Genomic DNA, 12,685 nt, shown 5'->3' with positions numbered 1-12,685 from the left:
CAGCGGACTCAGCGAGGCAGCGGGGGGCAGGTCGCCGGAGGATCAGCGGGGGGCGGTGTCCGAAGGACGCCGCCGGGCCCGCTCCCGGCTGAGAATCCAGACCGCCTCGACCCCGTCCTTCCAGGTGATCTTCTTGCCCTCCTCGCGACCACGGGCCCGGTAGCTGATCGGCACCTCGTACGGGCGGATCCGACGGCGCAGCAGCTTGCCGGTCACCTCCGCCTCCATGCCGAAACCGCGAGAGTGAATATTCAGGGAGCGGTACAACTCGATCGGCATCAGCTTGAAGCAGGTCTCCAGGTCGCCGATGTAGGAGTTGAAGAGCACGTTGGCCACCATCGTGACGCCCTTGTTGCCCATCACGTACCAGAAGCTGTAGGCGCTGTGACTGCCGAAGGTGCGATTACCGTAGACGACCGTGGCCCGCCCGTCGAGGACCGGCGCGAGCAGCTTGGCGATGTCCTGCGGGTCGTACTCCAGGTCGGCGTCGAGGATCACCATGTACTCACCCTCGGCGTTGTCGACCGCCGTCCGGATGGCCGCGCCCTTACCGGAGTTACGCGGATGGGTGATCACGCGGACCCGGGCATCATCGGCCCGGTCCAGGATCTCGCCGGTGCCGTCCCGACTCCCGTCGTCCACCACAACGAGCTCGATCTCGCACGGATAGTCCACCGCGAGCGCCTGCTTCAGGGCGTCCGCGATGCGTTCTTCCTCGTTGTAGACCGGCATGAGGATCGAGAGCTTCACGGACGTTTCCCCCGGTGGGCGCACCATTGGACGCCATAGCGTACCGCGTTGGGCCGCGATCTTGACGTAGTAGCGGCGGCCCGGCGGCGGTTCGACCACGATGGCCGCCGGCCGCCGGCTGCCGCTGCGAGCGAACTACTCGCTCCTGGGCGGCACGATCAATCGGGCCTCGCCGTTCTCGCCGTCCTGCGCGCCGGCAACGCCGAGCACCCGGTCACGCGGGCTGGACGTCAACGGTCACCGGCTCATGATGGCCGATCGGGACGGCGCGGCACTGCTCGGGGCGTGCTCGGGTTCGGCTAAGGAAGCGGTCAGCGGGCGGTGGCGGGACGGAAGGCGACCGGCCGGACCGGGGCCGGGCCGGGATCGCCGATGGTGGCGACGAGCCGCTCGCGCGCGATCCGTACGCGGGTGCGGAAAGCGTGGTTGAGCAGCTCGTCGAGCTGCCACACCTGCTTCGGGTGCCGAGTCCGGATGACGAACCGCTCCCGGACGCCGTCGATGGCGGTAGCGGCCAGCTCCAGGCAGTGCAGCCGTGGGTCCGGCCCCCAGGTGACGTTGCTCAGCTCGCGCAGCTCGGTGTTGAGGTGCAGGCGGAGCCGGTGCAGCACCCGGGTCTGCCGGGTGATGACCAGGCGTCGGTGGGTCAGCAGCAGGAGGTACTCACCAGCGGCGTTCGGGCGGCTGCACCGGGTGACCAGGATGGGGGCGTCACCCGAACCGACGCAACGCCGGAAGACGGGCATGTGTCGGCTGGCGGTCTGAGTCGCTATACCAGCCTCGGCCGCAGCGGGAAGGAACGTTCGGGAGAAGACGTCCATGCCCTGCCCAACGACGCCCCGCCGCGGGGTGATATGGGCGGGACGGCCGAACCTTGCATCTTCCACGCCCCGCCGGGCGGGTCATGCCCACTGGACCAGGCATGCCCATCCGAGCGGGGGTGGTTCAGAGCAGTTCGACGATGGTCGCGTTGGCCATGCCGCCGCCCTCGCACATGGTTTGCAGGCCGTACCGGATGTTCTCGTCTCGCATGTGCGCCAACATGGTGGTCATGATCCGGGCACCGGATCCGCCGAGCGGATGCCCGAGGGCGATGGCGCCGCCACGTGGGTTCAGCCGTTGCGAATCGGCCTCGGTCTCCGCGAGCCACGCCAGCGGCACCGAGGCGAACGCCTCGTTGACCTCGTACACCCCGATCTCCTCGATGCCCAGCCCCGCCCGGCGCAGCGCCTTGGCGGTGGCCGGAATGGGCGCAGTCAACATGGCGACCGGGTCGTCGCCGCAGACCACCGCGGTGTGGATGCGGGCGAGCGGGCGCAGGCCGTGCCGGCCGGCCCACTCGGCGGTGGTGACGGCGAGCGCCGCCGCGCCGTCGGAGATCTGGGATGCGGACCCGGCGGTCACCACGCCGTCGGCCCGAAACGGGGTCGCGAGCTCGGCCAGCTTCGCCAGGGACGTGTCCCGACGGATGCCCTCGTCGGCGGAGACCGTGCTCCCGTCGGCGAGGGGGACCGGCGCCAGCTCGGCGTCGAATGCGCCGGCATCCTGCGCCGCGCCCGCCTTCTCATGGCTGGCGAGGGCGAACTCGTCGAGCTGGGTACGGGTCAGTCGCCACCGACGGGCAATCAGCTCCGCGCCGACGCCCTGGTTGAACGGGAGCGGGTTGTCCTCCGCCACCCCCTCCACCCCCCGATAGCGGTCCAGGATCGCCGTGCTGAACGGCATGCCCCCAGCCACGCTGGAACCCATCGGCACCCGGGTCATCGACTCGACCCCGCCCGCCACCACCAGGTCGGCCTGCCCGGAGAGCACGGTCGCGGCGGCGAAGTGCAGCGCCTGCTGGCTGGATCCGCACTGCCGGTCAAGGGTGGTGCCGGGAACCGTCTCGGGCCAGCCGGCCGCGAGGACGGCGTTGCGGGCCACGTTCCACGACTGCTCGCCGACCTGCGAGACGCAGCCCCAGTACACATCATCCACCTGGCCCGGATCGATGCCGGTCCGTTCGGTGAGGGTGCCCAGCACGTGCGCCGACAAATCGACCGGGTGTACGTCGGCGAGGCTCCCCTTGCGCCGCCCGACGGGGGTGCGTACGGCGCCGACGATTACTGCGTCACTCATAACTACTCCCCGGTAATTTGGCTTGGCGTCGATGGTACGCCGCCCGCCCGCCGCACTGGCATGCTGGTCGATATGGATACGACATCGCCCGAGACCCGGCAGTGGCGGGTCCCGGCTGCCCTGCCGGCGATCAAAATCGGCGGGGCTGGGGCGCTGGTCGCGCTCGGTCTCCTGCTCACCGACGGTGACCCGGTCCGACTCACGCTGACCGTGTTGGCCGCCGCCGCGCTCCTGGTCTGGGCCGCGCGGGACCTGCTGGCACCGGTCCGCCTCGCGGTCGATCCGGAGGGGCTGACGGTGGTCAGCGGCTTTGCTGGCCGTCGGCGGCTGCCGTGGTCGCAGGTGGCGGAGATCCGGGTAGACCAGCGGGCCCGCCTCGGCCGGTCACACGCGGCCCTGGAGGTGGATACCGGCGAGACGCTGCACCTGTTCGGCCGGTTCGACCTGGACGCCGACCCGACTGAGGTCGCGACGCAGCTACGGGCGGCCCGCCCGACCCGGTAGCCCCGGCCCCCGACCCGACCCGCTGATCCCCGGCCAGATCGCGTACGAAAACCGCAGTGATCGGACCGGCGGTGATCGTCAGGCGAGCAGGGTCGCGGTCCGAATCAGGGCCAGGCCGAGCAGTGCCACCACGAGCACCGCCCCACCGCCCACCTGCACCATCGTGCGCCGCGACCGCGGGGCGTGGGCGAGGACGAAGGCCATCAGGCCGCCGACCACGAGACCGCCCAGGTGACCAGGGATCGAAATCCCCGGCACGGTCAGCGTGAAGACCAGGTTGATCACCAGGATCGGGAGCACCTGGGAGACGTCCCGCCCCAATCGTCGGCCGACGATGAACAGTGCCGCGAAGAGCCCGAAGATGGCCGTTGACGCGCCCGCGGTGGCCGCGTTCGGTGCGCTGAACAGGTACGCCGCGACGTTCCCGCCGAGGCCGGCGATCAGATAGAGGGCCAGGAACCGGGCCGGGCCGAGACTCGCCTCCAGGGTTCGGCCAAGGATCCACAACGCGTACATGTTCAGCAGCAGGTGGATCACGCCGTAGTGCAGGAACATCGCGGTGACCAGCCGGTACCACTCGCCATCGGCGACGCCACCCACGGTGCCGTTGGGAAAGACCGCGAGCCCGAGCACGGCTCCCCACTCGGTCAACGGGGTGCTGCCGCCGAGCAGGCCGCCGAAGCCGGAGCCCCCCACCACCGCGTCGCCACCCCGGTCGGTGCTGATCGAGAGCAGCATCACCAAGGCGTTGAACGCGATCAACGCCTTGGTGACATAGCCGTGTTGGCCGGCGAGACCACCACCGAAGGCGGTACGCGCCGGCCGCACGCTACGGCGCCCTTCGTTGACGCACTCCGGGCACTGGAAGCCCACCGAGGCCTCGCGCATGCAGTCCGGGCAGATGACCCGCTCGCAGCGGTTGCACCGGATGTAGGCCTCCCGGCCGGGGTGGCGGTAGCAGACCGGGGTGGTCGGTGGTGATTCGCTCACCGGACAGCCCAGGTGCCCGAGCGCTCAGTCATGCGAGCAAAGGTACCTCGTCCGTGCCTTCAGGAGCCGGTGCGCTCGATCTCGACCCGCTCGATAACGACATCGCGCAGCGGGCGATCGGCGGGGTTCGTCGGGGTGTTGGCGATCGCGTCAACCACCTTCACCGACTCCTCGTCGGCGACCTGCCCGAAGATGGTGTGCCGGTTGTTCAGGTGCGGCGTCGGCGCCACCGTGATGAAGAACTGCGAACCGTTGGTGCCCGGCCCGGCGTTCGCCATCGCCAGCAGGTACGGCCGGTCGAACCGCAGCTCGGGGTGGAACTCGTCGGCGAACGTGTAACCCGGGCCGCCCCGGCCGGTGCCGGTCGGGTCACCCATCTGGATCATGAAACCGCTGATCACGCGGTGTGAGATGGTGCCGTCGAAGTACGGGCCGCTGCCCGGCTGGCCGGTCCGCGGGTCGGTGTACTGCCGGTTGCCGTCGGCCAACTCCACGAAGTTGCGAACGGTCTTCGGCGCGTGATTCGAAAAGAGCTGCAGCCGAATCGGGCCGGCGTTGGTGTGCAGGGTGGCGTAGAGATCCTCGGCCACGGGTACTCCTCACTCGTTGTTCAGTTCCATGCGGATCCTCCCATGTGCCCGATCTGGCCATGCGGAGGCATCCAAAGGTGGAGGATGACGAAGGGACAACTCCGAGGAGGTGGGACCGTGTTTGGAAACGGGCGGCGCAAGACCCAGAGCCAACTTGCCAAGATCGAGCTTGGTCGAAGCTACGGTCACCTGAAGCGGGCGGCGGGGCACGCCACGAACGGCGCCGGCGCCACGGTCGGCCCACGGGTGCGGGCGGCCCGCAGCGCTGTTACGCCGACCGCGCTGGTCATGCGAGACCGGGCGGCGAGTGGCTACGTGTCGACCGTGGCGGCGCTGGCACCACTGGCCATCGCCGTCCGCGAGGCCCAGGCGGAGGCGGCCGGCCGGGCCGCCGCCGGACGGAGGGCCGGCGCTGGCAGGTCAACCGCCGCCAGTAAGCAGGTGCAGGCGAAGAAGGCGAAGAAGGTGCGGGCGACCCGCGCGAAGAAGCGGTCCGGTCGGGGCAGGACGGCCGGCCTGCTGGCGGCCAGCGCCGTGGTGGGGCTGGTCGGCGCGATGGCGTTGCGACGCCGCTACGAACGGCGAGAGTGGGTCGAGTACGACCCGGTCCCCAGCCTGGAGCCGATGCAGGCCGAGATGGACATGATCGAGGTCACCACCCGAACCCCGGCCGAGCAGGCCGCCCCGGCACCGACCACGACCGGGGATGCCGCCACACCGGCGGGCCCGGCGACCGGTGGCGCAGAGGGCGGTGGCACGGCGGCGGGCGGCACCAGCGGTGGAGCAGCCGGCAGCACCGCCAAGGCCAACTCCGGCCGGCGGTCCGCCGCGACGCCGACCGAGAAGATCCCCGCGACGCCGGCCGACAAGGTCCCCGCGACGACCGAGGGCAAGGTTCCCGCGACGACCGAGGGCAAGAGCTCCACTGGCCGACCCACCAACGACCTCTCCAAGGCCATGAAGAACGGTCGCCGCTGACCCAGGGTCAGAGCCAGCCGTGCCGGCGGAACCAGCGGTACAGCGCCAAGCTGACCCCGAGCATCAGGGCCAGCACCGTGGGGTAGCCGTAGATCCACCCCAGCTCCGGCATGAACTCGAAGTTCATCCCGTAGATGCCGGCGATGGCGGTCCAGACCGCTGCGATGGCCGCCCAGGCCGCGATCTTGCGCATGTCGTTGTTCTGGTCAACGGTGACCTGGGCCAGCCGCGTCTGGAGGATTGAGTTGAGCAGGTCATCGTAGGAGTTGACCTGCTCAACGGTACGGCTGAGGTGGTCCTGCACATCGCCGAAGTACCGACGGATCTCCTCCGGCACCTCACGGTTGTGCTCGGCGGTGATCCGCAGGAGCGGACGCTGAAGCGGCATCACCGCCCGCTTGAACTCGACCAGTTCCCGCTTCACCTGGTAGATCCGCTGGATCCGATCGTCGCCCTGCCGGCGGTCGAAGACGTCGTCCTCGAGCGTGTCCAGGTCGTCCTCCAGCCGGTCGGCGACCTCCAGGTAGTGGTCAACCACCCGGTCGGTCACCGCGTACGCCACCGCCCACGGGCCGTGCGGCAGCAGTTCCCCCCTCGCCTCCAGGTCGGCCCGTACCGGCGCCAACCGGCAGGCGTCCCCGTGCCGGACACTGACCAGGAAATTCGGGCCGATGAAGAGCAGTACCTGGCCGGTCTCGACGACCTCGGAGTGCTCGGTCAACTCGGCCCGGTCGCGGTAGTGGGCGGTGCGTAGCACCAGGAAGCTCACCGCACCGAACTGCTCCAGCTTGGGCCGCTGCTGGGCTTTGACCGCATCCTCGACGGCCAGTTCGTGCAGGCCGTAGGTGGCCGCGATCTCGGTCATCTGGGCCAGGCGGGGCTCGTGCAGGCCGAGCCAGACGAAGCCGTTGCCCGCCCGGCGAGCCGCCGCCAGCGCCTCGGCGTGGTGCCAGTGGCCGGGTTGCCGCTCCCCGTCCAGGTAGAGCGCGCAGTCAACGACCGCATCGTGGGGCACGGCCGGCACCGGCGGCCCGGCGGCGCTGTCGGAGCTGAGCCGGCGGGTCATCGCCCGCATCGGGGCTGCCCAGTCCCGCGGTCGGATCACCCGACCACTCGACCGGGTGACCCTGGGCCCGCGCCGCGGCCGGTCCGCCATCGCACCCTCCCCGCTCGACGACGCGTTGCAGCGTACGCCGTCGACCGGGTCAACGCCGATGCCGCAGGGCCGGGGCGAGCGCCGGGCCGGCCACCTCGAGCCAGCCCGGCGTGGGTGGGAGGTCAGCCGCGTACGGCCGCCATCGCCGCCGCGAGTCGGCGCGCGCCCTCGTCGAACTGGTCCACGGTCACCGCCGAGTACGCCAGCCGCAGCGCGTGCTGCCCACCATCGAGCACGAAGTCACTGCCCTTCACGACGGCTACCCCGCGCTCCGCCGCAGCCGGAGCCAGCCGGTCCACCTCGACGTCCTCCGGCAACTCCACCCATAGGAAGTAGCCGCCGTCCGGCTCGACGAACTGGGACTCCGGGAGGTGCCGCCGCAACGCCTCGGCCAGCGCCTGGGCCCGCTCGCCGAGGGCCCGACGCACCGTGGCGATCGAGCGATCGATGTCCCCGGAGACGCAGAACTGGTGCACGGTCGCCTCGGAGACCATGCCCGGCGAGATGTAGAGGTTGGTCGCCTTCCTCGCGATGTCGGCGATCAGGTCTGCCGGCCCGACCAGGTAGCCGACCCGCACGCCCGGGCAGACCGTCTTGGTGAAGCTGGAGGCGTGGACCACCCGGTTGTGGGTGTCCAACGACAGCATCGAGGGCAGTGCCTCACCACGGAACCGGACGTCGGCGTACGGGTCATCCTCAAAAATCGTGAATTCGAACTCGACGGCGAGGTCGAGGAGCTCCCGCCGCTTGTCGAGACTCAGCGTCACCCCGGCCGGGTTCTGGTAGTTCGGGATGATGTGCGCCAGCCGTGGACGCACCCCGGACTCCAGCAGCTTACGCAGCTCGGAGGTGTCCAGACCGTCCGGCTGGATGGTGATCCCGTGCAGCTCACTGCCCATCCGCCGCAGGTTCAGCAGGGTCCGGTCGTAGGTCGGGCGCTCCACCACCACCGCGTCACCGGGTCGGATCAGGTGGTCGAAGAGGAACGCGTCGGCCTGCAACGAGCCGTTGGTCACCAGGACCTGGTCCACCCCGACGCCGTGCTTCTGCGCGATCCACTCGCGCAACGGAAGGTAACCGGCGGAGGGACCGTACGCCGTCACACCGGCGGGGTCGGCGTCGAACGCACGGACGGCGGCGGCCTTCAGCCCCTCGACATCGACGATGTCCAACGAGGGAGCGCCACGGGCGAAGGAGATCAACTGCTGGGCGGTCATGGCTGTTCAGCCTACGGAAGACGGCAGCGGATCCGCCGACGGCACGACGAGTGCCACTGCGGTGCCACCGGAAGGGTGACCGACCTCACCCGGGGACGACCCGTTCGGTCGCCCAGACCCGGACGACGTCACGGAGCGAGATCACCCCGGCCACCTCGCGCCCGTCGAGCACCACCAGGTGCCGAAACCCGCCCCGGGCCATCGCGGTCGCCGCTTCCTCGACCGTCCACTCCGGCCCCGCGTACACCACATCCCAGGTCAGGTGCGCTCCGGTCCGCTCGGTGTCACAGTCCAGCCCGCGCCCGATCGCGTTGAGCAGGTCCCGCTCGGTCATGATCCCGATGCCTTCGGACTCCGGATCGATCACGACCGCCGACCCGATGCCCCGCTCCGACATCATGTGCGCCGCCTGCCGGAGCGTGTGCTCCGGGCCGACCACCAAAACCTGGCTGGACATCACTTCCCGAACCTGCATCACACATCAACCCCTGCGAAATGGTGGCACTCGGTAAGAACATGGTGCACCCAGTGTGTTTGCAGGACAAGCCTGCCGCATGCGATCCGAACAGCCGCTCTGGTCGAGCGACGCCGGTAGCCCGGCGCTACCTACCCACTAGCGGTCCGGTTGCCCACAGGAGCGCCAATCGACGGCGCTATCCTCCTCCGGTGACAGCCGAACGAACACACAATGATGCTGGAATGGTCGGAATGGTGCTGGCAGCCGGCGCCGGACGCCGCCTGCGCCCACACACCGACACCCTGCCGAAGGCGCTGGTACCGGTTGATGGCGCGACCACCATCCTCGACATTGCGCTCCGCAACCTGGCTGAGGTCGGACTCACCGAGATCGTCGTCGTGGTCGGCTACGCCGCCGACGCGGTTCGGGAACGCAAGGCGGACCTGGAACAGAAGTACGGCGTCACGCTCACCCTGGTATCCAACGACCGGGCCGAGGAGTGGAACAACGCGTACTCGCTCTGGCTGGCCCGTAGCTGGTTCGCCCGCGGGGTCCTGCTGGTCAACGGGGACACCGTCCACCCGGTGAGCGTGGAGAAGACCCTGCTCGCCGAGCGCGGGCCGGGGATCCTGCTGGCGATCGACACGATCAAGCCGCTGGCCGAGGAGGAGATGAAGACCACCTTCGACGCCGACGGCCAGCTCACCCGGATCACCAAGCTGATGGACCCGCACGAGGCCCGCGGGGAGTACATCGGGGCGACGCTGATCGAACCGCACGTCGCCGAGGCGCTCGCCGACGCGCTGGAGGCAACCTGGCGCCACGACCCGAACCGCTACTACGAGGACGGCTACCAGGAGTTCGCCAACCGAGGTGGCGAGGTACGTGGGGCGCCGATCGGGGATGTCGCCTGGGTCGAGGTCGACAACCACGACGACCTTGCACGGGCTCGGGAGATCGCGTGCCGTTACTAGCCCGTACCGTCGCCACGCCGCTCGCCATCGAGGTCCGCCGGGGCGCGGTCGCCAACCTCGGTGAGCTCCTCGCCGACCGGCGGATCTCCGCCGGCGGCGACGTGGCCGTGGTGGTGGGCCCAGGACAGGGAGAGAAGATCGCCGAGCTGTGCCGGCCGACGCTGGGCTCAGCCGATGTCTTCACGGTGGCCGGGGGCAGTGTTGATGCCGCCAACGAGTTGGGCGACCGGCTCCGCGGCCGGCACTACGACGCGGTGGTCGGGATCGGCGGTGGCAGGACGATCGACACCGCAAAGTACGCCGCTGCCCGCTACGGCATCCCGATGGTCACGGTCGCCACCAGCCTCGCCAACGACGGCATCGCCTCCCCCGTGGCATCGCTGACCCACGACGGCGGCAAAGGCTCGTACGGGGTGCACATCCCGATCGCCGTCTTGGTCGACCTGGACTTCGTCGAGCACGGCCCGGACCGGCAGACCCAGGCCGGGATCGGTGACGCGGTGAGCAACCTCAACGCCTGCGCCGACTGGGAGCTCGCCCACGAGCTGCGCGGCGAGCCGATCGACGGACTCGCCGTGACGCTGGCCCGGACCGGCGCCGAGGCGCTGCTGAACCACCCCGGCAAAATCACCGACGACGCCTTTCTCACCACGCTGGCGGAGGCGTTGATCCTCGGCGGCATCGCCATGTCGATCTCCGGTTCAAGCCGGCCGGCCAGCGGCGGCGACCACGAGATCTCACACGCTATCGACCACCTCTGGCCCGGCACCAGCGCCCACGGCGAGCAGGTCGGGCTCGGGGCCCTCTTCTGCACGTGGCTGCACGGCGACCGGGACCGGTTCGGCCAACTCGCCCGCTGCCTGCACCGGCACGGACTGGCCACCCGCCCGGCCGACCTGGGCCTCACCGACGAGCAGTTCGTCGAGGCGGTGCACTTCGCGCCCCGGACCCGGCCGGACCGCTACACGATCCTCGAACACCTCGCCCTGTCCACCGACGAGCTCCGGGCTCGATTGGGAGACTGTCTCAACGCCCTCGGTGAGCACCTTGGCTGAACCGTCCCGGCTGACCAGGGCCGACTTCTACCGGACCAACCGGGGCGGCGGGCTGTTCAGCGAGGCGGTCAGCCAGTGGATCGGGGCCGCCTTCGCCAGCGGCGCACACCGGTTCGGGCTGCGGCCCACCACCCTGAGCATCACCAACCTGGTTCTCGGCCTGATCACCTCGGTGGCCGTAGCGACGCTGGCTGAGCCGGTCGCCGCGGGCCGGGTACCGGCCTGGCTGGTCGGGCTGGTGGCGTTGGTCGGCTGGCAGGTGGCGTACGCGCTGGACTGCGCGGACGGGCAGCTCGCCCGGGTCACCGGTCAGGGCAGCGCGGCCGGGGCGCGGGTGGACGTGCTGTGCGACGTGGCGGCCCAGATCGCCCTGGTCGCCGCACTCAGTGTGACCGCGGTCGCGCAGTCACCGTCGATCCCCGCCTGGCTGATCGCGGCCTTCGCCGGTTCCTGGATGGTCAACCTGGTCACCTCGGTGATGCAGGTTGGGCCGAACGCGACCAGCATGGTCACCTCGACCTCGCTGCTGGTGCGGCTGGTGAAGCTGATCCGCGACTACGGCGCGGTGATCTTCGTTGCCGCGCTGGTACTGCTCTTCGCGCCCGGCCTGACCGGTTGGGTGATCGTCGCCTTCACCGCGATCAACGGCGGTTTCCTACTCGCCAGCATCGCCTTCGCCGCCCGGTCCGCACTACGCTGACCGGTGGCCCGACCCGGCCGTACGGGCGGTGTCGGCGTAGATGTCGAGCAGCCGCCGGGTGACCACGTCCGGGTGGAAGGTGCGCTCGTAGCGGGCCCGGGCGGCCGGTGCCCGGCTGGCGGCGTCGGCGGCTGCCGCTGGCAGCGCGGCGGCCAGTGTGGTCGGGTCCGGCGGCACCACCCAGCCGGCGGGTTCCGGGGTGTCGGCACCGACCAGGAACGGGATACCGCCGAGGGCGGTGCCGAGCACCGGCCGACCGGCGGCCAGCGCCTCGATGATCACGGTCGGTAGCACGTCGTGCCAGGTGGAGGTGGCCAGCACCACCGCGCTCGCCACCAGGGCGGCGTGCACCCCGTCCCGGTCCAGCGGACCGAGGAAGGTCACATCCGCCCGCTGGGCCGCCGCCTCCTCCACCAGGGGCCGCAGCTCACCGTCACCGGCGACGCGGAGCGGGCCGAGCGCACCGTCCGGGTGCCGACGCCAGCCCTCCAGCAGCAGGTCCAGCCCCTTCTCCGGGCTGAGCCGGCCGAGGAAGAGGAAGCCGGCGCCCAGCGGAGCCGGGGCACCGGGGTCGGGGATCGCGTTCGGCTTCACCACGATCCGTTGCTCCGGGATGCCGTAGTCCCGGAGGTGCTCCGCGATCGAGGTGGTAAGCGCGATGAACCGGTCCACCGAGCGCCAGGTGCCCCGGTGCGCCGCGAGCGTCGTCGCCATCAGCGCACTCTGCGCCCGCGATCCCCGGTAGCAGCGGTGCACGATCGCCGGTACGCCCAACACCCGCCCCCGGCAGTCCTGGCAGATCGCGCCGTCCCGGAAGTACAGCCCGGACGAGCAGACCTGCCGGTAGTTGTGCACGGTCTGCACCACCGGCACGCCGTACCGGTGCGCGGTCCGCACCACCCAGGGCGAGAGCAGGGGATACGGGTTGTGCAGGTGCAGCACGTCCGGCCGATGCTCGGCAAGCAGGCGACCCAGCTCCCGCTGAGCTCGCGGGGCGTAGATCGGGGAGATCGGCAGCAGCGCCTTCGCGGACCGGGACATCGACGCGATCTCGTCGGAGCTACGCAGGAACGGCAGCACCTCGACCCCGGCCGCGGTTAACTGGGCGATCTCCGCGTCGACAATGGTGTTCTCGCCGGACGGCTGACCCTCCCGGTACCGGTTGTGCGCCACCACGATTTTCATGGAATGGGAGG

14 protein-coding genes are annotated in these 12,685 nt (G+C 70.4%); 5 read left to right on the top strand and 9 right to left on the bottom strand.

The genetic code is table 11. From position 1 onward, the window contains the following. Positions 1 to 42: 42 nt before the first annotated feature. The 3 genes from SALPAC6_RS0119520 to SALPAC6_RS0119510 all read right to left on the bottom strand — a co-directional run bounded on the left by SALPAC6_RS0119520 (position 43) and on the right by SALPAC6_RS0119510 (position 2,868). Positions 43 to 750: a glycosyltransferase family 2 protein gene (locus SALPAC6_RS0119520; protein WP_018255036.1), complete on the bottom strand. Its 708-nt coding sequence runs from the start codon at positions 748 to 750 to the stop codon at positions 43 to 45. A gap of 311 nt (positions 751 to 1,061) precedes the next feature. Continuing rightward, positions 1,062 to 1,571, bottom strand: a complete 510-nt coding sequence (locus SALPAC6_RS0119515; protein WP_026189862.1) for a hypothetical protein — start codon at positions 1,569 to 1,571, stop codon at positions 1,062 to 1,064. Positions 1,572 to 1,695: 124 nt separating this feature from the next. Then, positions 1,696 to 2,868, bottom strand: a complete 1,173-nt coding sequence (locus SALPAC6_RS0119510) for a thiolase family protein (RefSeq protein ID WP_018255034.1) — start codon at positions 2,866 to 2,868, stop codon at positions 1,696 to 1,698. Positions 2,869 to 2,928: 60 nt separating this feature from the next. On the opposite strand from SALPAC6_RS0119510, the gene SALPAC6_RS0119505 reads away from it, so the two are divergent. Next, positions 2,929 to 3,372, top strand: coding sequence for a PH domain-containing protein (locus tag SALPAC6_RS0119505; protein ID WP_018255033.1), 444 nt, complete (start codon positions 2,929 to 2,931; stop codon positions 3,370 to 3,372). 78 nt (positions 3,373 to 3,450) lie between these two features. On the opposite strand, the gene SALPAC6_RS0119500 is transcribed toward SALPAC6_RS0119505, so the two are convergent. After that, positions 3,451 to 4,362 carry a rhomboid family intramembrane serine protease gene (locus tag SALPAC6_RS0119500; protein WP_018255032.1) on the bottom strand — a complete coding sequence of 304 codons (912 nt, stop codon included), beginning with the start codon at positions 4,360 to 4,362 and terminating at the stop codon, positions 3,451 to 3,453. A 59-nt stretch (positions 4,363 to 4,421) separates the two neighbouring features. Beyond that, entirely contained in the window at positions 4,422 to 4,952 is a 531-nt protein-coding gene (locus tag SALPAC6_RS0119495; protein WP_018255031.1) for a peptidylprolyl isomerase, read from the bottom strand. A 117-nt stretch (positions 4,953 to 5,069) separates the two neighbouring features. Between SALPAC6_RS0119495 and SALPAC6_RS0119490 the strand changes: the two genes are divergently transcribed. Further along, positions 5,070 to 5,930, top strand: a complete 861-nt coding sequence (locus SALPAC6_RS0119490; protein WP_018255030.1) for a hypothetical protein — start codon at positions 5,070 to 5,072, stop codon at positions 5,928 to 5,930. 7 nt (positions 5,931 to 5,937) lie between these two features. Here SALPAC6_RS0119490 and SALPAC6_RS0119485 read toward each other — a convergent pair whose 3' ends face one another. The 3 genes from SALPAC6_RS0119485 to SALPAC6_RS0119475 form a co-directional block, all read right to left on the bottom strand. After that, positions 5,938 to 7,086: a magnesium and cobalt transport protein CorA gene (locus SALPAC6_RS0119485; protein WP_018255029.1), complete on the bottom strand. Its 1,149-nt coding sequence runs from the start codon at positions 7,084 to 7,086 to the stop codon at positions 5,938 to 5,940. A gap of 122 nt (positions 7,087 to 7,208) precedes the next feature. Further along, positions 7,209 to 8,303 (bottom strand): aminotransferase-like domain-containing protein, encoded by a 1,095-nt coding sequence (locus SALPAC6_RS0119480; protein WP_018255028.1) that lies wholly within the window; start codon positions 8,301 to 8,303, stop codon positions 7,209 to 7,211. Positions 8,304 to 8,388: 85 nt separating this feature from the next. Then, the gene (locus SALPAC6_RS0119475; RefSeq protein WP_018255027.1) at positions 8,389 to 8,778 is read right to left on the bottom strand and encodes a CBS domain-containing protein; all 390 of its coding nucleotides are present in this window, start codon (positions 8,776 to 8,778) and stop codon (positions 8,389 to 8,391) included. Between the two features lie 224 nt (positions 8,779 to 9,002). Here SALPAC6_RS0119475 and SALPAC6_RS0119470 point away from each other — a divergent pair, with 224 nt between their 5' ends. Genes SALPAC6_RS0119470 through SALPAC6_RS0119460 form a run of 3 tightly spaced genes read left to right on the top strand, consistent with a single transcriptional unit; the run spans position 9,003 to position 11,489 of the window. Continuing rightward, the gene (locus tag SALPAC6_RS0119470; RefSeq protein ID WP_018255026.1) at positions 9,003 to 9,734 is read left to right on the top strand and encodes a phosphocholine cytidylyltransferase family protein; all 732 of its coding nucleotides are present in this window, start codon (positions 9,003 to 9,005) and stop codon (positions 9,732 to 9,734) included. Then, complete coding sequence (locus tag SALPAC6_RS0119465) at positions 9,722 to 10,789, top strand: iron-containing alcohol dehydrogenase family protein (RefSeq protein WP_018255025.1); 1,068 nt, start codon at positions 9,722 to 9,724, stop codon at positions 10,787 to 10,789. Before SALPAC6_RS0119470 ends, SALPAC6_RS0119465 begins: the two co-directional genes overlap by 13 nt. Next, entirely contained in the window at positions 10,773 to 11,489 is a 717-nt protein-coding gene (locus SALPAC6_RS0119460; protein ID WP_018255024.1) for a CDP-alcohol phosphatidyltransferase family protein, read from the top strand. The genes SALPAC6_RS0119465 and SALPAC6_RS0119460 overlap by 17 nt, the downstream gene beginning before the upstream one ends. Here the strand turns inward: SALPAC6_RS0119460 and SALPAC6_RS0119455 are convergent. Further along, positions 11,481 to 12,674: a glycosyltransferase family 4 protein gene (locus SALPAC6_RS0119455; RefSeq protein ID WP_018255023.1), complete on the bottom strand. Its 1,194-nt coding sequence runs from the start codon at positions 12,672 to 12,674 to the stop codon at positions 11,481 to 11,483. The two genes, SALPAC6_RS0119460 and SALPAC6_RS0119455, sit on opposite strands and share 9 nt — an antisense overlap. Between the last annotated feature and the right edge of the window lie 11 nt (positions 12,675 to 12,685).

The sequence above is a fragment of the Salinispora mooreana genome, from assembly GCF_000379065.1.
Classification (GTDB): domain Bacteria; phylum Actinomycetota; class Actinomycetes; order Mycobacteriales; family Micromonosporaceae; genus Micromonospora; species Micromonospora mooreana.
Note: the sequence above shows the minus strand (reverse complement) of the source record. Positions and strands in the feature narration are given on the sequence as shown.